The sequence below is a fragment of the Ruegeria sp. YTSA108 genome (assembly GCF_059610185.1).
The window spans coordinates 103,924-122,687 of sequence record NZ_JBXWND010000005.1 but is presented as its reverse complement, the minus strand read 5'-3'; the positions used below and the strand labels follow the sequence as shown (position 1 = coordinate 122,687).

The 18,764-nt window shown below is 57.1% G+C and carries 19 protein-coding genes; 14 read left to right on the top strand and 5 right to left on the bottom strand.

The annotated features are described in order from the left end of the window. The first annotated feature begins 17 nt into the window (after positions 1–17). Together AC2FHW_RS09335 and AC2FHW_RS09330 are read left to right on the top strand one after the other, a co-directional pair. Positions 18–485 (top strand): SRPBCC family protein, encoded by a 468-nt coding sequence (locus AC2FHW_RS09335; RefSeq protein WP_142636970.1) that lies wholly within the window; start codon positions 18–20, stop codon positions 483–485. A gap of 24 nt (positions 486–509) precedes the next feature. Continuing rightward, positions 510–977 (top strand): GNAT family N-acetyltransferase, encoded by a 468-nt coding sequence (locus AC2FHW_RS09330; RefSeq protein WP_496677811.1) that lies wholly within the window; start codon positions 510–512, stop codon positions 975–977. A 1-nt stretch (position 978) separates the two neighbouring features. On the opposite strand, the gene AC2FHW_RS09325 is transcribed toward AC2FHW_RS09330, so the two are convergent. Then, the gene (locus AC2FHW_RS09325; protein ID WP_142636966.1) at positions 979–1,812 is read right to left on the bottom strand and encodes a prephenate dehydratase; all 834 of its coding nucleotides are present in this window, start codon (positions 1,810–1,812) and stop codon (positions 979–981) included. A 119-nt stretch (positions 1,813–1,931) separates the two neighbouring features. On the opposite strand from AC2FHW_RS09325, the gene AC2FHW_RS09320 reads away from it, so the two are divergent. The 5 genes from AC2FHW_RS09320 to AC2FHW_RS09300 all read left to right on the top strand — a co-directional run bounded on the left by AC2FHW_RS09320 (position 1,932) and on the right by AC2FHW_RS09300 (position 8,296). Continuing rightward, positions 1,932–2,441: a c-type cytochrome gene (locus AC2FHW_RS09320; RefSeq protein ID WP_142637256.1), complete on the top strand. Its 510-nt coding sequence runs from the start codon at positions 1,932–1,934 to the stop codon at positions 2,439–2,441. A gap of 174 nt (positions 2,442–2,615) precedes the next feature. Then, the gene (locus AC2FHW_RS09315) at positions 2,616–4,520 is read left to right on the top strand and encodes an extracellular solute-binding protein (protein ID WP_496821821.1); all 1,905 of its coding nucleotides are present in this window, start codon (positions 2,616–2,618) and stop codon (positions 4,518–4,520) included. A 9-nt stretch (positions 4,521–4,529) separates the two neighbouring features. Next, on the top strand, positions 4,530–5,615 hold the full coding sequence (locus AC2FHW_RS09310; RefSeq protein WP_142636962.1) for a microcin C ABC transporter permease YejB: 1,086 nt from the start codon (positions 4,530–4,532) through the stop codon (positions 5,613–5,615). Next, complete coding sequence (locus AC2FHW_RS09305) at positions 5,616–6,722, top strand: ABC transporter permease (protein WP_496677809.1); 1,107 nt, start codon at positions 5,616–5,618, stop codon at positions 6,720–6,722. Further along, entirely contained in the window at positions 6,719–8,296 is a 1,578-nt protein-coding gene (locus AC2FHW_RS09300; RefSeq protein WP_496708142.1) for an ABC transporter ATP-binding protein, read from the top strand. Before AC2FHW_RS09305 ends, AC2FHW_RS09300 begins: the two co-directional genes overlap by 4 nt. 19 nt (positions 8,297–8,315) lie before the next feature. Here the strand turns inward: AC2FHW_RS09300 and AC2FHW_RS09295 are convergent, their stop codons facing one another. Together AC2FHW_RS09295 and hemN are read right to left on the bottom strand one after the other, a co-directional pair. Beyond that, entirely contained in the window at positions 8,316–10,244 is a 1,929-nt protein-coding gene (locus AC2FHW_RS09295) for an elongation factor G (protein ID WP_271949797.1), read from the bottom strand. 207 nt (positions 10,245–10,451) lie between these two features. Next, positions 10,452–11,807 (bottom strand): oxygen-independent coproporphyrinogen III oxidase, encoded by a 1,356-nt coding sequence (gene hemN / locus AC2FHW_RS09290; protein WP_271949799.1) that lies wholly within the window; start codon positions 11,805–11,807, stop codon positions 10,452–10,454. Between the two features lie 61 nt (positions 11,808–11,868). On the opposite strand from hemN, the gene fnrL reads away from it, so the two are divergent. Together fnrL and AC2FHW_RS09280 are read left to right on the top strand one after the other, a co-directional pair. Beyond that, entirely contained in the window at positions 11,869–12,612 is a 744-nt protein-coding gene (gene fnrL / locus AC2FHW_RS09285; protein ID WP_271949801.1) for a transcriptional regulator FnrL, read from the top strand. A gap of 72 nt (positions 12,613–12,684) precedes the next feature. Further along, a complete protein-coding gene (locus AC2FHW_RS09280; RefSeq protein WP_271949803.1) occupies positions 12,685–12,939 on the top strand; it encodes a GlsB/YeaQ/YmgE family stress response membrane protein in 255 nt (84 codons plus the stop codon). A 28-nt stretch (positions 12,940–12,967) separates the two neighbouring features. On the opposite strand, the gene AC2FHW_RS09275 is transcribed toward AC2FHW_RS09280, so the two are convergent. Further along, complete coding sequence (locus AC2FHW_RS09275) at positions 12,968–13,807, bottom strand: universal stress protein (RefSeq protein WP_271949806.1); 840 nt, start codon at positions 13,805–13,807, stop codon at positions 12,968–12,970. A 195-nt stretch (positions 13,808–14,002) separates the two neighbouring features. Here AC2FHW_RS09275 and ccoN point away from each other — a divergent pair, with 195 nt between their 5' ends. From ccoN to ccoP, 4 genes are read left to right on the top strand one after another with little or no spacing between them, the layout of a single operon-like run. Beyond that, on the top strand, positions 14,003–15,610 hold the full coding sequence (gene ccoN / locus AC2FHW_RS09270) for a cytochrome-c oxidase, cbb3-type subunit I (protein WP_142636945.1): 1,608 nt from the start codon (positions 14,003–14,005) through the stop codon (positions 15,608–15,610). A 14-nt stretch (positions 15,611–15,624) separates the two neighbouring features. Further along, a complete protein-coding gene (gene ccoO, locus AC2FHW_RS09265) occupies positions 15,625–16,353 on the top strand; it encodes a cytochrome-c oxidase, cbb3-type subunit II (RefSeq protein ID WP_142636943.1) in 729 nt (242 codons plus the stop codon). A gap of 11 nt (positions 16,354–16,364) precedes the next feature. Beyond that, on the top strand, positions 16,365–16,577 hold the full coding sequence (locus tag AC2FHW_RS09260) for a cbb3-type cytochrome oxidase subunit 3 (RefSeq protein ID WP_142636941.1): 213 nt from the start codon (positions 16,365–16,367) through the stop codon (positions 16,575–16,577). Next, positions 16,574–17,437: a cytochrome-c oxidase, cbb3-type subunit III gene (gene ccoP, locus AC2FHW_RS09255; protein WP_142636939.1), complete on the top strand. Its 864-nt coding sequence runs from the start codon at positions 16,574–16,576 to the stop codon at positions 17,435–17,437. The genes AC2FHW_RS09260 and ccoP overlap by 4 nt, the downstream gene beginning before the upstream one ends. Before the next feature lie 103 nt (positions 17,438–17,540). Here ccoP and AC2FHW_RS09250 read toward each other — a convergent pair whose 3' ends face one another. After that, the gene (locus tag AC2FHW_RS09250) at positions 17,541–17,723 is read right to left on the bottom strand and encodes a hypothetical protein (protein ID WP_142636937.1); all 183 of its coding nucleotides are present in this window, start codon (positions 17,721–17,723) and stop codon (positions 17,541–17,543) included. A 100-nt stretch (positions 17,724–17,823) separates the two neighbouring features. Here AC2FHW_RS09250 and AC2FHW_RS09245 point away from each other — a divergent pair, with 100 nt between their 5' ends. Beyond that, the gene (locus tag AC2FHW_RS09245; protein ID WP_271949812.1) at positions 17,824–18,699 is read left to right on the top strand and encodes a LysR family transcriptional regulator; all 876 of its coding nucleotides are present in this window, start codon (positions 17,824–17,826) and stop codon (positions 18,697–18,699) included. Positions 18,700–18,764: the final 65 nt, after the last annotated feature.

Below are 18,764 nucleotides of genomic sequence, written 5' to 3'. Positions count from 1 at the left end.
GAGAACGATAACCCACCATGCAATTCTCCGCACGTGAAGATATTCAGGCCCCTGTCAACGCAGTGTTCGAAATGTTTGCGGATTTCGAACGGTTCGAGCGGATGGCAATGCGCCGCGGGATCGAGGTCCGGCGTTTGTCAGGGCATATGGGCGTTGTGCCCGGTACATCCTGGGAGACCGAGTTCCGTATGCGCGGAAAGCCCCGGCGCGTGGAAATCAATATGGCCGAATGTGATCCACCGACCCATATGCGGTTCGAGGCGGCAAGCAAGGGAATGAATGGCTCAACCAGGGTCGAGTTTCTGGCCCTGTCGCAACGTAGAACCCGGCTGACCGTGGATATGTCGCTATCGGCCAAATCCCTGCCTGCACGGCTGTTGCTGCAATCGCTCAGATTGGGTCAGTCGCGGTTCCGGCGACAGTTTCAGGCCCGCCTCAGCGAATTCGCGCGGGAAATGGAAGAACGTCATCTGCACGGTTCTTGAGAATTCCGAGACAAGAGGCCCTGAATGTCTGATGTGATATTGCGCAGCGCTGTTGTGGATGACGCCAAAGGTATTTCCGAGGTCCTGCAAGAGATCGTGACCGCCGGTAAGCGCACCAAACCCAGCGATGAGAGTTTTGCCAAAGAGCATTACATCAGCCACTGCGGCAGCATCCAATGCACCGTGGCGGTGCAGGGTTCACAGGTATTGGGCTTTCAGGCGCTGATACTGGCCGTCGACGGAAACACTTATGGCGTAACAGCCGGTTGGGGCATCATCGGAACACATATACGCCCGTCAGCCGCGCGCATGGGGGTCGGGCGGGCCCTGTTTCAGAAAACGCTGCTGGCGGCCCGAGCCGCAGGTCTGCCTGCAATAGACGCGACCATTGGAGCGCAAAATGCCGAAGGCCTGGCCTATTACGCGGCCATGGGATTTGTCGGTTACCGGTCACATGAAGGTGCGGTGTGCAAGAAATACCAGTTAGCCTGAGCTAGCCGCGCGGCTGGACGGCTGGATACACGCCCAGAATCTCAACATTGGTGGTGAAATGTTCCAGCTCTTCCAGGGCCAGTTGTACATTGCGGTCATCCGGGTGCCCGACAATATCCGCATAGAACTGCGTGGCCGTGAACGACCCGTCGACCATATAGCTTTCCAGCTTGGTCATGTTGACACCATTGGTGGCGAAGCCGCCCATCGCCTTATACAGCGCGGCCGGGATGTTGCGGACCTGAAACACAAAACTGGTGATCATCCCATGCGCCCCGCGCCGCGACAGATCCGCGTCGCGTGACATGATCAAAAAGCGCGTGGTGTTGTCGTCGCTGTCCTCGATATGGCGGGCCAGGACGTTCAGGTTATAGATCTCTCCGGCCAACTCGCTGGCCAGCGCAGCAGAATGCAGTTCGGCGGCCTCGGAAACCTCGCGCGCGGCGCGGGCATTGTCCGGGCTGACGCGTCCCTGAATGCCGTGCTGCTTCAGGAACCCAGCGCATTGTGGCAGCAGCACCAGATGCGAATGCGCTTCGGTGATGTCGCTCAGCTTGGCACCGGGGACGGCCAACAAATTGATGTGTACGCGAACAAAAGCTTCATCGATGATATGCAACCCGCTATGGGGCAGCAGGCGGTGAATATCGGCCACCCGCCCATAGGTCGTATTTTCGACCGGAAGCATCGCCAGGTCTGCTTTGCCGGACCGAACTGATTCGATCACATCCTCAAATGTTCGGCAGGGCAGGGCCTCCATATCGGGACGAGCGTTTCGGCATGCCTCGTGGCTATAGGCACCGGGTTCTCCCTGAAATGCGATACGTTTTGTCATTTGGTCGATTCCGTGCAACAAGTTCCAGAATTGGGCGTTTAGTCGCGGTGTCTATACCTTGCCTCTTGTAAGGGGAAGCCTTAGACACCCCGCAGACAGCTGAAATGGACTCGCGATCAATGTTCGACACGATGACAGTTACCAAGGCCGCAGCAGGCCTGTTTGGCACCTTCCTGGTGCTGCTTCTGGCCAAATGGGCCGCAGAAGAGCTTTACCACGCCGATGCCCATGGCGAGACGGCTTCGTACATCATCGAAACCGAAAGCGCAGGCGAAAGCGCCAACGGTGAAGAGGTAGTATTTGAAGAGCTGCTGGCCGCCGCCGACGTTGAAAAAGGCGCCAAAGTTTTCCGCAAGTGTACCGCGTGTCACAAGCTGGAAGACGGTGCAAACGGCACAGGCCCCTATCTGTATGGTGTCGTTGACCGCCCTGTCGCAACGGCCAGCGGTTTTACCGGCTATTCGGCACCGATGCAGGCCCATGGCGGCAACTGGACACCCGAAGCACTGGATGCCTTCCTGACCAAGCCAAGCAGCTATATCTCGGGCACATCCATGAGTTTTGCTGGCCTGAAAAAACCGCAGGACCGTGCCGATCTGATTGCCTATCTGCAGACAATCGGCAACTGATGCCACACCGGCACATCTGAAATTCAAAGCCGCTGCCCCGTGCAGCGGCTTTTTTTGTATGAAGAAACCTTCACAATGCGCTCACGCATTCTAAACTTGAATCAGTCAACGCTGGACCTTTAGCTTCGTTCAGGCGCAAGACTATAAGAAGTGACGCAACAGGGGATGAGCCAAATGGAATCCAACCGACAGATTGTTCAGGCACGTGCATTGGATTTCAGAGGTTGGTTGACCATACCGATTACCGGCTTTTTGCTGCTTGCGCTCATGACCTCTCAACTGTTTGCCGAAGAGACCATCATCAAAAGCCACGGATTCTCGGAATTTGGCGATTTGAAATACCCTGAAGCGTTTGCCCATTTCGATTATGTAAATCCTGATGCGCCGCGCGGCGGAGAGTTGTCTTATGCAGCGCAAGGGACATTTGACAGTTTCAACCCCTACACGCGGCAGGGCCGCGCGGGTGCGCGTTCTGCGGATCAGTATGAATCCCTGATGGTCGCGTCCTATGATGAAACGGCCACTTACTACGGTCTGCTGGCAGAAAGCCTTGAATACCCGGAAAGCCAGGATTGGGTCATCTTCAACATGCGACCTGAGGCGCGGTTTTCCGATGGAGCCCCGGTGACTGCCGAAGATGTTGTGTTTTCGCATAATCTGCTGCTGGAACAGGGGTTAAAATCCTATGCCGACGCCGTCCGCGAGATGATTCCGCGTGCCGAGGCGCTGGATGATCATCGGGTTAAATTCTACTTCGCACCGGATATCCCGCGCCGTGGCCTAATAAGTCAGGTTGCCGGGACATCTGTGTTTTCCAAGGTCTGGTTTGAGGCAGACCCCGAAAACCGGCGGCTCGACAAATCCCGGCTTGAGCCCGGTATCGGATCCGGACCTTATGTTTTGGACAGCTATGACATCAACCGGCGCATCGTCTACAAGCGCAACCCGGACTATTGGGGCGACCACGTTAATGTGAATGTTGGCCGCAACAACTATGACTCCATCCGGATCGAATATTTCGCGGACTCGATTGCTGCGATGGAAGGGTTCAAGGCGGGCACGTTCACACTGCGCCAGGAAAACAACTCGAAAAGCTGGGCAACGGCCTATGATTTTCCTGCCATAGCAAACGGAACAGTGGTTCGGGTAGAGCTGGAAGACGGGGATGTCCCCAACGCTTCGGGCTTTGTCATGAACCTGGACCGGCCGCAATTTCAGGATCCCAAGGTGCGCGAAGCCGTCCAGTTAGGGTTCAACTTCGAATGGACGAATGAAAGCTTGCAATATGGCCTGTTTCAGCAGCGCGACTCATTCTGGCAGGGAACTCACCTAGAAGCGACGGGGCTGCCCGAGGGGCGTGAACTGGAGGTTCTGCAAAGCCTCGGCGATGCGCTGGACCCTGCGGTACTGACCGACCTACCGGTCGTTGCCCATGAATCCCGCGCCGAGCGTCAGAATGATCGTCGCAATCTGCGCGCCGCGATGAAGCTGCTGGATGAGGCCGGTTGGCAGGTGGGCGAAGACGGTATCCGCCGCAATCAAAACGGTGAAGTTCTGGCCATAGAATTTCTGTCAGACCAGCCGACTCTTGATCGTATAATCCAGCCATTTGTCGCTAACCTGAGGACGATGGGTATCGATGCAACCTACAATCGTGTGGACAATGCGCAATTCACCCTGCGCCGCCGTGACCGGGATTTCGACATGATTTTCGGCGGGTACCCAAGTTCGCTGCAACCTTCGACGGGACTGTACCAGCAATTCGGAACCGAGGCGGCCTCGTATTCCGTATTCAACCCGTCCGGCGCGCACGGCCCGGATATTGAACCACTGATCGACAACATCGTGGCAGCGACCAACAGCGAAGAGTTGTTTGCCAATGTTCGCGCCCTGGACCGTGTTCTGCGGGCCAAGCGGATCATGGTGCCCACTTGGTATTTGGGCAAATACTGGGTTGCCTATTGGGACATGTATGAATACCCGGAAAACCTGCCGCCTTATTCATTGGGAGTCGAAGACCTGTGGTGGATCAACGCCGAGCAGGAAGCCCAGTTGAAATCCTCCGGCGCCTTGAGGTAATCCACCCAAATGGGAGCATATATTCTAAGACGCCTGCTGCTGGTCATTCCCACACTGCTGGGAATCATGATCGTCAACTTCACCCTTGTGCAGTTTGTGCCAGGCGGCCCGATTGAACAGATCATCGCCCAGATGGAGGGTGGTGGAGATGTATTTGAAGGTATCGCTGGCGGTGGTGGCGATATTGAGCAGCAGACCGGCGGAACAAATGACCGCTATATCGGCGGGCGTGGCCTGCCTCCTGAATTCATCGAAGAACTGGAAAAAGAATTCGGGTTCGACAAACCGCCCTTGGAACGGTTTCTGAATATGATGGGTAATTACCTGACTCTGGATTTTGGCGAGAGCTATTTCCGGTCGATCAGTGTGACCGATCTGGTGCTGGAAAAGATGCCGGTGTCTATTTCGCTGGGGCTTTGGTCGACGCTGATTGCCTATCTGGTGTCGATCCCTCTGGGTATTCGCAAGGCGATCAGGGACGGATCAAGCTTTGACACCTGGACCAGTGGCGCCATCATCGTGGCCTATGCCATCCCGGGATTTCTGTTCGCCATTTTGCTGCTGGTGCTATTTGCCGGTGGGTCCTATTGGCAAATCTTTCCGCTGCGGGGGCTTACCTCGGACAACTGGGACAGCCTGAGTGTATTTGGCAAGATTGCCGATTACTTCTGGCATATCGCGTTGCCGATCCTGGCGCTGACCATATCGGCCTTCGCAACGCTCACCTTGCTGACCAAAAACTCGTTTCTGGACGAGATCAAAAAGCAATATGTCATGACCGCCCGCGCCAAGGGCCTGAGCGAAAGCCGGGTGCTGTATGGCCACGTATTCCGCAATGCGATGCTGATCGTAATTGCGGGTTTTCCGGCCGTCTTCATCGGTGTTTTTTTCGGAGGGTCAATCATCATCGAAACCATCTTTTCGCTGGATGGATTGGGTCGCCTTGGGTTCGAGGCGGCGGTCGCGCGCGATTACCCGGTTATCTTTGGAACGCTGTTCATCTTTGGCCTGATGGGTTTGGTGGTCGGCATCATCAGTGATCTGATGTATGTGTTGGTTGATCCGCGCATCGACTTTGAAAAGCGGGAGGGGTAAATGGCGCTTTCCCCCCTGAATCAGCGCCGGTGGCGCAACTTCCGTCGCAATGGCCGGGCGTTCTGGTCGCTGATCATCTTCTCGATCCTGTTCGGCCTGTCGCTATTTGCTGAATTTATCGCAAATGACAAACCGATCCTGGTGAAATACCGCGGTGAGCTTTATACGCCGATCTTCAATTTCTACCCAGAGACCGAGTTTGGCGGTGATTTCCAAACCGAAGCAATCTATCGCGACCCCGAAGTGCGTTGTCTGATAGACAGTGGCGGTTTGGATCAGTGCTTTGACGATCCTGACGGCATTATCGAACAGATCGAGGCCGGATCCTTTGCCGCCGACGGGTTCGAGCGCGGCCGGGCCATCTGGCCGCTGATCCCATACTCTTTCAAAACCAGCGTTGATCGGCCGGGCGCCGCCCCGCTGCCGCCCAATGGTCAGAACCTGTTGGGCACCGATGACACCAAGCGCGATGTGCTTGCACGGGTGATCTATGGGTTCCGTCTGTCCATTCTGTTCACGCTGATGGTCACAGGTGTCGCCAGCCTGATCGGTATCTTCGCAGGCGCAATTCAGGGCTTTTTCGGCGGCTGGCTGGATTTGATCTTTCAAAGGATCATCGAGATTTGGTCGGCCACCCCATCGCTTTATGTGATCATCATCATGTTCGCTATTCTAGGGCGCAGTTTCTGGTTGCTGGTGTTGCTTATGATCCTGTTCAGCTGGACCGGATTGGTTGGCGTTGTTCGAGCTGAGTTCCTGCGGGCGCGAAACCTTGAATATGTCCGGGCGGCACGGGCGTTGGGCGTCAGCAACAGGACGATCATGTTTCGCCACATGCTGCCCAATGCAATGGTCGCCACGCTGACCTTCATGCCCTTCATCGTCACCGGAACGATTGGCGGGCTGGCCTCGCTGGATTTTCTGGGCTTCGGCCTGCCGTCCTCGGCTCCGTCACTTGGCGAGCTGACCTTGCAGGCAAAACAGAACTTGCAGGCCCCTTGGCTGGCCTTTACCGCCTTTTTCACCTTTGCCATCATGCTGTCGCTTCTGGTCTTCATTTTCGAAGGCGTCCGCGATGCGTTTGATCCCAGAAAGACCTTCTCATGAGCCTGCTGGATGTAAACAACCTCAAGGTTTCGTTCCAGCAGGACGGGCAGGTCAGTGCGGCGGTCAAGGGCGTGTCCTTCACGGTGGATCGTGGGGAAACCGTGGCTTTGGTAGGGGAATCCGGGTCCGGAAAATCTGTGACCGCCTTGTCGACCGTCTCGCTGTTGGGAGACAGCGCGATTGTCGAAGGTTCGGTGAAATATGACGGGCAAGAGATGATCGGGACGTCCGAGCAACATCTGATGGATGTGCGCGGCAACGACATCAGCTTCATCTTTCAAGAACCGATGACATCGTTGAACCCGTTGCACACGATCCAGAAGCAGATGGCAGAATCGCTGGCGCTGCATCAGGGGGTGGTGGGCGACGCGGCCCGTGATCGGATTGTCGAGTTGCTGACGAAGGTTGGTATCCGGGACCCGAAGGATCGGTTGGACAGCTATCCGCACCAACTTTCGGGCGGACAGCGGCAGCGCGTCATGATCGCCATGGCGCTGGCCAATAAGCCGGACATTCTGATCGCAGATGAACCGACCACGGCGCTGGACGTGACCATTCAGGCACAGATACTCGAGTTGCTGGCAGACCTGCAGAAAGCCGAAAACATGGGAATGCTGTTCATCACCCATGACCTTGGCATCGTGCGCCGGATCGCCGACCGAGTTTGCGTCATGAAGGACGGAGAGATTGTCGAAGCCGGTGCAACCGCGGACATCTTCGAGAACCCTCAGCATCCCTATACCCGGAAATTGCTGGCGGCCGAACCGTCGGGCCAACCCGATCCGGTCGCCGCGGATGCAGAAGAGGTCGCCCGCACCGATCACCTGAAAGTCTGGTTCCCGATCCAGCGCGGCTTTCTCAAGCGAACTGTCGGCCATGTTAAGGCGGTGAATGACGCCAGCCTCAGCGTGCGCGCCGGCGAAACCGTGGGGATCGTGGGCGAAAGCGGGTCGGGCAAGACCACGTTGGCGCTGGCCATCATGCGGCTGATCGCATCCGAGGGTGGTATCACATTTCGCGACCAGGATGTGCGCCGTTGGTCCACACGCGAATTGCGCCGGTTGCGCAAGGATATGCAGATTGTGTTTCAGGACCCGTTTGGAAGCCTGAGCCCGCGCATGACCTGTATGCAAATCATCGCCGAGGGTCTGGCAATCCACAAGGTTGATCCACACCGCGCCCCGCGCGATCTGGTGGCGGATGTGATGACCGAAGTGGGGTTGGACCCGGCGTCGATGGACCGGTATCCGCACGAGTTCTCGGGCGGGCAGCGGCAGCGTATCGCCATCGCACGGGCTATGGTGCTCCGTCCCAAACTTCTGGTGCTGGATGAGCCGACAAGCGCGCTGGACATGACGGTTCAGGTGCAGATCGTAGACTTGCTGCGGGAACTGCAGCGGAAATACGGGTTGGCATATCTGTTCATCAGCCATGACCTAAAAGTGGTCCGGGCGATGTCACATAATGTCATCGTAATGCGGAACGGTGACGTGATTGAAATGGGCGCTGCCGAAGATCTGTTCGAAAACGCGCAGACAGATTACACCCGCGAATTGATTGCGGCAGCGGGCTGAAGCCCGCTCGCCGTGTTTTTCATGCGTTTGCGGTTTCCCGTGTTGCCGCTTTCGGTATCGGGCCGCGCAGTTCTTCATAGTGATCAAAGCTTAACTTTACCCAACCGGTGCCGCGCGTGGCGCTGGCCAGGGTGCGATGCAACTCATCCTCGGCCACGGCAGGAAGTTGGGCATTGAAAATCTCCCAGCCCGAAGCGTTGGGGTTGCCTTCGAATCCCAGCACTTGACCCTGTAAGGAACTGATCGTGGGGACAAGATCACCGACGAAATCGGATGGCAGGTGAATCTCTGCGTTCAGAATGGGTTGCAGGACCACCGGTTTGGCCTGAGGCAGCGCCTCGCGTACGGCGTTCTTGCCTGCGGTGCGGAAAGCATAATCGGAACTGTCCACATTGTGGTGTTTGCCGTCACTCAGCGTGATTTTGACATCAACAACAGGGAAGCCCTCAGGCCCCTGCTCCAGCGCGTCCTTGGCCCCGTGTTCAACTGAGGGAATATAGTTGCGCGGCACCGAACCGCCTTTCACGATCTCTTCGAACTGAAACCCTGATCCGCGCGGCATGGGCGTGACCGAGATCACGACATCTGCAAACTGACCCGCACCACCGGATTGCTTGCGGTGACGGTGGCGGTGTTCGATGGGCGCACGGATGGTTTCGCGATAGGCGGTCTCGATCGGGTCGGCCACGATTTCGATCCCGAAATCTTCGGCCAGTTTGGCGGTGATCCGGCGCATGTGCTGCGGGCCTTGAGAGCCCAGCACCGCATGGCCGCTCAGCTCATCCTGCTCCAGATGGAGACCGGGGTCGATCTCGACCAGACGGGTCAGAGCGTTCGACAGGCGCACGTCATCTCGCTCATGCGCGGGTGATACGATCTGACGTTGGGCGACTGGATGTGATGATGCCCATTCCGGCAACGGAGATTCGGATTTGCTGTCGTAAACATTGCCGGGGATCAGGTGATCGGATTTCACGGCCAGCCCGATCTGACCTGCCTCCAGCCCGGAAATCTGGGTCTTGGCGTCAAGTGTCGTCAGATTGCCGACTGTCTCACCTCCCAAAGCTTCATGCGCACGCACGCCATCTCCCAGGCCACGAAGGACGATGATCTTGCCGATATGTTTCTTCACGTCCGCGAATCCCGCAATGGCGCGGGCAGTCTCGGTGGCCTCATCGCGGTTGGCGGCAATGTTGAACTCAGGGGCTTCGTGCCGCAGGGCTTTCATCAGGCGGGTCAGGCCATTGCCATGGCTGGCCGCGCCCAGACAGGCGGGGATCAACTGGTGGTTCTGCAAAACCTGCGCGGCCAGATCGTAGATCTCGGCACTTGCGGGCTGTTTGTCTTCGATCAGCTGCTCCAACAGGTGATCGTCAAAATCCGACAGCGTCTCTAGCAGCTCGGTGCGGGCTTCTTGTTCGCGGTCCTCGACCGAGAGCGGCAGTTCGATCAGGGCCGAGGGCTGGCCTTCCTGATATTTCCAAGCCCGCTCCGAGATCAGATCGACCGCGCCGACTATTGTCTCGCCGTCGCGAATAGGGACCTGACGTAGGGCGATGTGGTGGGTGCAGTAGGTCTGTAGCGCGGCGATGATATCCCGGATACGGCCATTTGGGGCATCCATCCGATTGATGAACAGGAAACAGGGAATGCCCGCCTCTTCAACCAGCCGCAGATAGGGCGCGCACAAGACAGCCGCGTCTGGGTCCGGCGGGACAACCACAACCGCCGCATCCGAAATCGCCATGGCTGGTCCGACATAACCCAGATTGTCGCTGCCCCCGTCCACATCGATCGCGCACCAGGGCTCGTCCAAGTAAGAAAAACCGTGCAAGTGCACGGTTCCGGAGACATCGAATGTGGTGGGTCGGTTGTCGAGGCGGCTTATGGCCTCGACCAGGGTTGTCTTGCCAGATTGGCTGGGGCCGAGGACGGTGAATACGCGCATGAGTGATGTCCCTCTTTTCAGGTTGCAGTAATACCTGCACGAAAAGGGCCGACCCACACGGCTGCGTGGGCGAGGACTGACTGCGAATTCACCTGCCTCAGGGTTCGGATCGTTCCGCCCAAGTGTGAAGACAACCAGAGGCTCGCGTCAAGCCCCTGTACTGGTATCTAAGCGGCGGGCCGCACAACCGGGCCCACCTGTAAGCGATCAGATCGCCGAGCTGTGGCCTGCCTTGCTCAGGTCATAGGCGTCAAAGCTGCGGGCAATCATTCGGGTCAGCGGCCGGGCCTCGGGTGGAATGAACAGGCCATCCTTGGTGACGTGTAGCAGATTGTTGAAGTCGGCATTGGCCTTCTGGTACATCTCGTTCAGCTCTTGGGCGGATATGTTGTGGTCACGCAGAATCTCAGCCGAATTGATCTGAAAATCACACATCAGCGCTTCGATCAGACGTGCGCGCAAAATGTCCTGCCCTTTGAACAAATGCCCGCGCGAGGTCGAAAAGCGCCCCTCGCGGATGGCTTTCGTATAGGCCGATGTTGCCGGTGCGTTCTGGGCGTAGCCCTGAGGAAACCGCGAGATCGAGCTTGCGCCCACACCGATCAGCACCTCGGCCTGATCATCCGTATAACCCTGAAAGTTCCGTTTCAGTCGCCCGGCCCTGAGCGCATGTGTCAGACCATCATCCTGCGTGGCAAAGTGGTCAATTCCGATCTCGGCGTAATCATCCCAGAGGAACAGTCGACGCGCCGTCTCGAACAGCTCCAGACGTTGCTCGGGCGTGGGCAATGCGTCCGAAGGAATCAACTGTTGCCGCTTGGCCATCCACGGCACGTGGGCGTATCCGTACAGCGCAACGCGGTCGGGGTTCAGTGACAGCAGTTTCTGTACGCTTTCAGTCATCCTTGATTTGGTCTGATGCGGCAGACCGTACAGGATATCTGCGTTCAGACTGGTAATGCCGCGGGCACGGATCATGTCCACAGCTGCGCGCGTGGTGTCATAGCTTTGGACGCGACCGATAGTTTTCTGAATCTCATCGTCGAAATCCTGCACGCCGATCGAGGCGCGGTTCATGCCCGCTTCGGCCAGCGCGTCCAGTCGGGCTTGGTCAATCTCGTTCGGGTCGATTTCGACCGAGAATTCAGCACCCGGGCCCAGCGGGATAACATCCAGAATGCGTGTGGCCAGATCTCGCATCAGATCGGGATTCAACAGCGTTGGTGTGCCGCCGCCCCAGTGCAGACGCGAGAGGGTGACGCCTTGAGGCAGGCGCGCGGCCAGCAGATCAAGCTCGGCCTTGAGGACATCGACATAGGCGATGACCGGGTTGTCAGTTTGCGTCCCCTGTGTTCGGCAGGCACAAAACCAACACAGCCTGCGGCAGAAGGGCACGTGTATGTACAACGAGACGGAGCTGCCGGGTTTAATGCCGGTAATCCAGTCTTCGTAAAGGTTTACCCCCACATCATTGTTGAAGTGAGGGGCTGTTGGATAGCTTGTGTAGCGCGGTACTTTCGCGTCAAATAGTCCAAGCTTTGCAAGTTGTGGTTTAACTATCATGGCGATACCGTTAGAGGACGGCACGCCTAGCAACCTTGATAGAGATCAAGTGGGAACGCGCATGACACAGATTTTCAAAATCGATCATACAAACTGTGAAGATTGTCCAATCCGCCACAGAGCAGTCTGTGCGCATTGCGATGTTCATGAGCTGGAGCTTCTTGAAGGTATTAAATATTATCGCAGCTTCGAGGCTGGGCAGACAATCATCTGGTCCGGTGATCAGATGAATTTCGTGGGCTCGGTCGTGTCGGGGATCGCTTCTTTGACTCAGACCATGGAAGATGGGCGCACGCAGATGGTTGGCCTTTTGCTGCCCAGCGATTTCGTCGGTCGTCCCGGTCGAGATTCAGCGCCTTACGACATCGTGGCAACGACTGACATTGTCATGTGCTGTTTCCGTAAGAAGCCGTTCGAAGAACTGATGGGTGCTACTCCGCATATCGCGCATCGTTTGCTTCAGATGACATTGGATGAGCTGGACGCTGCCCGTGAATGGATGCTGGTGCTGGGGCGCAAGACTGCGCGCGAAAAAATCGCAAGCCTGTTGTCCATCATCGCGCGCCGGGATGCGTCGATTGGGCAGAACGGGAGTTCCAGCCCAATCGTTTTTGATCTTCCGCTGACGCGCGAGGCGATGGCAGACTACCTTGGCCTTACACTGGAAACCGTCAGCCGTCAGATATCCGCCCTGAAGAAAGACGAGATCATCTTGCTAGAAGGCAAGCGCCGTGTATCTGTTCCGGATATGGGCCGGTTGATGGAAGAGGCAGGCGACGATTCCGATGGCGGATATCTGGTGTGATTCACATACGGCGTGACCCGTTGTCTTAACCGTGGTTTAGTGGGACCAGTGAAACTGCGTCAGGAGTAAGTCATGGGATTCAGCAGCCTTTTGGCCATGCTGCTTATTGGTGCCATCGCGGGATGGTTGTCCGGAAAGATCATGGAAGGTCGGGGATTCGGCCTGATTGGCAACATCATCGTCGGCGTAGTTGGCGCATTTCTGGCGGGGGTGATTTTCCCGGCCCTTGGCTTTGCCGTTGGCGGCGGTCTGGTCTCGTCCATTATTTTCGCCACCATCGGGGCGATCATTCTGCTTTTCCTGATCGGCCTTGTGAAACGCGGGTAAAAGCCGCCCGCTGGGCGGCTCTGCCGTTTCAATGTGCCATGAACACCGGAACAGTCGATTGTTCCAGCATATTGCGTGTCGCGCCGCCCAGGATGGCTTCTCGGAATCGGGAATGCCCATAGGCGCCCATGACGATCATATCTGTTTCGGTATCCGTCGCATGGCGGTTCAGGATGTCCGATACACGCGACATTGTTTTGCTGAGCACGTCGATTTCGCACTTAACTCCGTGGCGTGACAGCATCTGGGACAACAACCCACCGGGGTCCGAGCGATCCGGCCCATGCGTTGGTGGGTCGATCACCACGATCCGCACCTGATCGGCCTCGATCAGGAAGGGTAGGGCGCAGCGAATGGCGCGCATGGCCTCGACGCTTTCGTTCCAGCCGACCAAGACAGTACCGGGCTTGTCAAAAGGCGTCGTGTTTTCGGGTATGACCAGAACCGGAGCGTGACCTTCGAACATGGCTGCCTCGACGATAGGCTCTGCTTCGACGCTGCGGTCTTTTCCGTAAGGTTGCGGCAGAATAACAAGGTCCGAGAACCGCGCCCGATGGGCAACGTGGCGACCAATATCGGCAATCTGGGCCACGCCGCTTTCTGCAGACCAGCGTACGCCGGAACTGTTCAGATAGGTCTCTGCATAGTGCAGGGTGTCCTCCGCCTCTGCTTTGGCGCGGGACAGGGTCTCCTGCAGAATCAGCGCGTTGGCGCCAGCATAGTAATAACCGGTCTGACTGCGATCGACCCCCAGGCACAGGGCTTCGGCATGCGCATCCTGGGCTGTGGCCAGGGCTGCCATCTGTGCCAGCGCCGGGGCCGATTGTTCCGTTTCCGTTAGAACTGTGAGAAGGGATTTATACGCCATCTTGACCTCTTGCCTCCAGGGCCGTTCCGTCCGCGACATTCCGGCCAAATCATTTCTGTAGCCTTGTCACAATATTCGCTATTCTGTCTTGATACAGATCAAAGCAGTTTGGGCTGTCCTCGGACAAAACAACGACCAGTCAAATGGGTTCCGCGACAAAAAAGAATCGCGCGGAGCATGGCAAAGGGACGCAATATGTCAAATTACATCAAGCTGATCGTGCTTGGTCTGATCGTGCTGTTTGCAGCGATCGGGACCAATTATGCACGCGATTTGGCGTATCAGGTGCATGCAATTCTGGTGATGTTGATCGCCGCGGGATTGTTCATCTGGACGCTTAGAAACACGGATGAGCCAGATATCCTCATAGATCGTTCAGGCGAATACATGGACGATGTGGTCCGTTACGGCGTAATCGCGACGGCCTTTTGGGGCGTGGTTGGTTTTCTTGCCGGGACATTCATCGCCTTTCAGCTGGCCTATCCGGTGCTGAACTTTGAATGGGCACAAGGATATCTGAATTTTGGCCGATTGCGTCCGCTGCATACATCGGCGGTTATCTTTGCCTTTGGCGGCAACGCACTAATCGCTACGTCCTTCTACGTCGTCCAGCGGACCAGCGCCGCGCGCCTGTGGGGCGGCAATCTGGCATGGTTCGTTTTCTGGGGCTATCAGCTGTTCATTGTGCTGGCTGCGACCGGGTATGTGCTGGGCGGAACCCAGTCCAAGGAATACGCCGAGCCGGAGTGGTATGTCGATCTGTGGCTGACCATCGTCTGGGTGGCCTATCTTGCCGTGTTCCTGGGAACAATCGTCAGGCGGAAAGAGCCGCACATTTATGTGGCGAACTGGTTCTACCTGGCCTTTATCGTTACCGTCGCCATGCTGCATCTGGTCAACAACATGACTATCCCTGTCAGCATCTGGGGTTCGAAATCTGTCATCGTCTGGTCAGGCGTTCAGGACGCAATGATCCAGTGGTGGTACGGCCACAACGCTGTGGGCTTTTTCCTGACAGCCGGTTTCCTGGGTATGATGTACTACTTCATCCCGAAACAGGCCGAGCGACCGGTGTTCAGTTACAAGCTGTCGATCATCCACTTCTGGGCGCTGATCTTCCTGTATATCTGGGCTGGTCCGCACCATTTGCACTATACCGCGCTGCCTGACTGGGCCTCGACACTGGGCATGGTGTTCTCGATCGTGCTGTGGATGCCGTCCTGGGGTGGCATGATCAACGGCCTGATGACCCTATCGGGTGCGTGGGACAAGCTGCGTACGGACCCGGTGATCCGGATGATGGTGATCTCGGTCGGCTTCTATGGCATGTCCACTTTCGAGGGCCCGATGATGTCGATCCGAGCGGTTAACTCTTTGAGCCACTATACCGACTGGACCATTGGTCACGTGCATTCGGGTGCGCTGGGTTGGAACGGCATGATCACCTTTGGTGCGCTGTACTTCCTGGTGCCCGTCTTGTGGAAGCGTGAGCGTCTGTATTCGCTGCAGATGGTCAGCTGGCACTTCTGGCTCGCCACTATCGGCATCGTGCTCTACGCCGCGTCGATGTGGGTGACAGGTATCATGGAAGGCCTGATGTGGCGCGAAGTGGATGCCAACGGTTTCCTTGTGAACTCGTTCGCCGACACCGTGGCTGCCAAGTTCCCGATGTATGTGGTGCGAGCTCTGGGTGGGGTCATGTTCCTCGCTGGGGCGCTGATCATGTGCTACAACCTGTGGATGACTGTGCGGAAAGCGCCGGCCAAAGAGGCCAGCCTGACCGTCGCGGTCCCGGCTGAATAAGGAGGGCCGGAGCAATGGCAATTCTCGACAAACATAAGATCCTCGAGACCAACGCGACCCTCCTGCTGATCTTCAGCTTCCTGGTCGTGACCATCGGTGGCATCGTGCAGATCACCCCGCTGTTCTATCTTGAGAACACCATCGAAAAGGTGGAGGGCATGCGCCCTTACACCCCCTTGGAAATGGCGGGCCGTGACATCTATATCCGCGAAGGTTGCTATGTCTGCCACAGTCAGATGATCCGCCCGATGCGGGATGAGGTCGAGCGCTATGGCCACTACTCGCTGGCGGCTGAATCAATGTATGATCATCCGTTCCAGTGGGGGTCCAAACGCACCGGCCCTGATCTGGCCCGTGTCGGTGGTCGTTATTCTGACCAGTGGCATGTGGATCACCTGCGCAACCCGCAGTCGGTGGTGCCTGAATCTGTAATGCCGAAATACGGCTTCCTCGAGCATCGCAAGATTGACGGTAAGTATATCGGTGATGTCATGAAGGCGAATGCGCTGGTAGGCACGCCCTATACCGAAGAGATGCTGGAGAACGCCGTGGCGGATTTCCGGGCGCAGGCCGATCCCGACAGTGACTATGACGGCCTGCTGGAACGCTATGGTGACAAGGTCAGCGTGCGGAACTTCGATGGTCAGCCCGAGCTGACTGAAGCGGATGCGATGGTCGCTTATCTGCAGATGCTGGGAACGCTGGTCGATTTCTCGACCTTCACCCCAGACGCGAACCGGTAAAGGAGGGTGTGATGGAAGAATATACACTCTTACGGCAATTCGCGGATAGCTGGATGTTGCTGCTGCTCTTTGTTTTCTTTGTTGGGATCATAATCTGGGTTTTTCGCCCGGGTTCCAGCAAGGAATACAAGGACACCGCGAATATCCCGTTTCGGCATGATGATGCACCAGCGCCCCTGCGGGGCGACGACAATCCCGCCACATCCAAGGAGGCGCGGCAATGAGCAAGACACCTGAAAAACAGCCGGGTGATCCGAGTACAACCGGCCACAGCTGGGATGGTATCGAAGAATTCGAAAACCCGATGCCGCGCTGGTGGTTGTGGACATTCTACGCCACCATCTTCTGGGCGGTGATCTATACGATCATGTATCCCGCATGGCCCTTGGTTCAATCCGCCACTGCTGGCGTTTTGGGCTGGTCCTCTCGCGCTCTGGTACAAGAAGAGATGATTGCGTTTGAAGAGGCGAATGCCCCTTGGAACGCCAAGCTTGTGGAAACATCGCTTGAAGATATCTCGGCAGATCCCGAACTGCAGCAATACGCGGCGAATGCCGGGGGCGCGGTGTTCCGTACCTGGTGTGCGCAATGCCACGGCTCAGGCGCGCAGGGTGCACCAGGATTCCCGAACCTGCTGGATGACGCCTGGCTGTGGGGCGGTTCGCTTGAGGATATCGAGACCACAATCGCCTATGGCATTCGCAACGAGGAAAGCGACGATGCGCGCTATTCCGAAATGCCTGCATTTGGCGAAATCCTGGAACATGACGAGATCACCCAAGTGGTTCAATACGTGATGTCCCTGACCAATGCGCAGACTGATGACGTAGCTGCGCAGGCAGGCAAGGTCGTCTTCGAAGATAACTGTTCGTCCTGTCATGGCGAGGATGGCACTGGTGACGTCTTTCAGGGCGCACCCAACCTGACCGATGCGATCTGGCTCTATGGTGGCGACGCAGAGGCATTGACTGAGACCGTGACCAATAGCCGTTTCGGTGTAATGCCTGCTTGGGAAAACCGCCTTACCGACGCGCAGATCCGCGCTGTGACGGCCTATGTCCACCAGTTGGGTGGCGGTCAGTAAGGCCAAAAGAATACCTTCGGACGGTTCGCCGCCCGAAGGTTAAGGCACCGGCTGTTCTCTCTGTTCGCGCGTTTCCTGAACAGCCGGTGCTACTATTTTCAGACTACAGGCCCCCATTGGTGCAGTCCAGATGCGCCTTTTCGCGCGGGCCAGACTTTTCAATCCACCAGTGATGGTCCGGCAGCCAACTGCCGCGCGCAAGGTCACGGCTATCTGTGCCAGTGCCTTTGCCGTTAGCCTCTGTTTTGGTGGCTACCATGAAACTTCGTGCCAGTATCGCAAGCATCTGATCCCTCCTGGATTGTGTTGCCGCTGTTATCAGGATTGATCTTTAGCCTGATAAATGCGACTCAATTACCATTCCAATATGTAAGTAGGACTTACAGATGAACTGGATGGATATGCCGCCGCTTGCGGCTTTGCGCGCCTTTTCTGCCTTTGCTGAGACTGGAAATGTTGTTCAGGCAGGGGCGTCGCTGAATGTCAGTCACGCAGCGATCAGCCAACAACTGCGTGCGCTTGAAAAACACCTGGATCTGGCCCTTCTGGACCGATCCGGTAAATCCATGACCCTGACGGCCGAGGGCAAGGTTCTGGCGCGTGCCCTGCATTTGGGATTTGGGGCCATAGGTGCGGCGGTCACTGACCTGAAGCGTGCAACCGAGGATCGCCCGGTCCACGTATCGCTGACGGCCTCTTTCGCAGCTTCATGGCTTATGCCGCGCTTGCCCGCATTTCAGGCCGAGCATCCAGGCATTCACCTTGCGCTGGATCCCTCGCCCCGGTTGGTCGATCTGCGCCCGGGCGGCGTGGATCTGGCGATCAGATATGGGGCAGGGGACTGGCCCGATGTGACGGCCGAACTGCTGTTGCAAAGTCCGATCGTGATTGTCGCCGCGCCATCCCTGTTGACTGGGCGGGCACCTGTGACACCTAAAGCACTCAGCCGTCTGCCCTGGCTTGAGGAGTTCGGCACAACGGAGGCAACGCAATGGCTGGCCCGTCACGGCGTGGGCCATAGCCCCGGCGCTGGCCGCATCGCCTTGCCGGGAAACCTGCTGCTTGAGGGAGTGCGCGCCGGGCAGGGTGTGACGGCCACCGTGCGGCATTTTGTCGAAGCGGATATCATTGCGGGTCGATTGGTCGAACTGTTCCGCGAACCCGACGGGCGCGGATACCATATTGTCACCGGAAATATGCCGCTTCGTCCTGGGGTGAAGATATTTATCAGGTGGCTCAGGCGGCAAGCTGGTAAGATGTGACAAAAGGTGTCTTTACGATGCGCTTTTGACCCATGTCAAAGTGGCTGCCCGTATGATCTGGAAGA

Excerpts from the sequence above, each read along its gene's own strand:
- AC2FHW_RS09330 (WP_496677811.1), top strand. The coding sequence starts at position 510 with ATGTCTGATGTGATATTGCGCAGCGCTGTTGTGGATGACGCCAAAGGT.
- ccoP (WP_142636939.1), top strand. The coding sequence starts at position 16,574 with ATGAGCAAGACACCTGAAAAACAGCCGGGTGATCCGAGTACAACCGGC.
- AC2FHW_RS09325 (WP_142636966.1), bottom strand. The coding sequence starts at position 1,812 with ATGACAAAACGTATCGCATTTCAGGGAGAACCCGGTGCCTATAGCCAC.
- fnrL (WP_271949801.1), top strand. The coding sequence starts at position 11,869 with ATGACACAGATTTTCAAAATCGATCATACAAACTGTGAAGATTGTCCA.
- AC2FHW_RS09300 (WP_496708142.1), top strand. The coding sequence starts at position 6,719 with ATGAGCCTGCTGGATGTAAACAACCTCAAGGTTTCGTTCCAGCAGGAC.
- AC2FHW_RS09305 (WP_496677809.1), top strand. The coding sequence starts at position 5,616 with ATGGCGCTTTCCCCCCTGAATCAGCGCCGGTGGCGCAACTTCCGTCGC.
- AC2FHW_RS09245 (WP_271949812.1), top strand. The coding sequence starts at position 17,824 with ATGAACTGGATGGATATGCCGCCGCTTGCGGCTTTGCGCGCCTTTTCT.
- AC2FHW_RS09335 (WP_142636970.1), top strand. The coding sequence starts at position 18 with ATGCAATTCTCCGCACGTGAAGATATTCAGGCCCCTGTCAACGCAGTG.
- AC2FHW_RS09315 (WP_496821821.1), top strand. The coding sequence starts at position 2,616 with ATGGAATCCAACCGACAGATTGTTCAGGCACGTGCATTGGATTTCAGA.
- hemN (WP_271949799.1), bottom strand. The coding sequence starts at position 11,807 with ATGATAGTTAAACCACAACTTGCAAAGCTTGGACTATTTGACGCGAAA.
- AC2FHW_RS09260 (WP_142636941.1), top strand. The coding sequence starts at position 16,365 with ATGGAAGAATATACACTCTTACGGCAATTCGCGGATAGCTGGATGTTG.
- AC2FHW_RS09280 (WP_271949803.1), top strand. The coding sequence starts at position 12,685 with ATGGGATTCAGCAGCCTTTTGGCCATGCTGCTTATTGGTGCCATCGCG.
- AC2FHW_RS09310 (WP_142636962.1), top strand. The coding sequence starts at position 4,530 with ATGGGAGCATATATTCTAAGACGCCTGCTGCTGGTCATTCCCACACTG.
- AC2FHW_RS09295 (WP_271949797.1), bottom strand. The coding sequence starts at position 10,244 with ATGCGCGTATTCACCGTCCTCGGCCCCAGCCAATCTGGCAAGACAACC.
- AC2FHW_RS09275 (WP_271949806.1), bottom strand. The coding sequence starts at position 13,807 with ATGGCGTATAAATCCCTTCTCACAGTTCTAACGGAAACGGAACAATCG.
- AC2FHW_RS09320 (WP_142637256.1), top strand. The coding sequence starts at position 1,932 with ATGTTCGACACGATGACAGTTACCAAGGCCGCAGCAGGCCTGTTTGGC.
- ccoO (WP_142636943.1), top strand. The coding sequence starts at position 15,625 with ATGGCAATTCTCGACAAACATAAGATCCTCGAGACCAACGCGACCCTC.
- AC2FHW_RS09250 (WP_142636937.1), bottom strand. The coding sequence starts at position 17,723 with ATGCTTGCGATACTGGCACGAAGTTTCATGGTAGCCACCAAAACAGAG.
- ccoN (WP_142636945.1), top strand. The coding sequence starts at position 14,003 with ATGTCAAATTACATCAAGCTGATCGTGCTTGGTCTGATCGTGCTGTTT.